This window comes from Chryseobacterium phosphatilyticum (assembly GCF_002899825.2).
GTDB lineage: Bacteria > Bacteroidota > Bacteroidia > Flavobacteriales > Weeksellaceae > Chryseobacterium > Chryseobacterium phosphatilyticum.
The window spans coordinates 1-522 of record NZ_PPED02000056.1 but is presented as its reverse complement, the minus strand read 5'-3'; the positions used below and the strand labels follow the sequence as shown (position 1 = coordinate 522).

Annotated in this window: 1 pseudogene; it reads right to left on the bottom strand. The window is 64.0% G+C overall.

The features are described from left to right. Positions 1-443: pseudogene (locus tag C1631_RS24835) on the bottom strand (IS6-like element ISMpo1 family transposase); the annotation flags it as partial. Positions 444-522 lie beyond the last annotated feature (79 nt).

Below are 522 nucleotides of genomic sequence, written 5' to 3'. Positions count from 1 at the left end.
GTGCCGATGCGATCCGGGGCGAGCAACGGCTGATCCTGCAGCATCTTGCGGAAGAAGCGCTTGGCGGCATCGAGATCCCGATTGGCGGTGAGCAGGAAATCGACTGGATTGCCGTGCTTGTCGACGGCCCGGTAGAGATAGCGCCACTCCCCCCGCACCTTGATGTACGTTTCGTCGATGCGTACCGAGCCGCAGTGCGGTTTGCGGAACTGCCGCAACCGCTTTTCGATCAGCGGCGCGTAGGCCAAGACCCAGCGGTTCAGGGTGGAGTGGTCCACATCCATGCCGCGTTCCAGGAACAGCTCCTCGATGTCGCGGTAGCTCAGCGGGTAGCGCAGGTACCAGGAGACGGCCTGGACGATCAGGGCAGCCTCATAGTGCCGGCCCTTGAAGTCAGCCTTGGCACGCTGCTTCAGCTTCGCGGCGATGGCGGACAGGATCATGGGGTGGCCTCCGGGACTGGAGGCACCATGCGGGCTGCATGGTCAACGCGGGGTAAACGCTGCGGGTTTGCGACAGGCC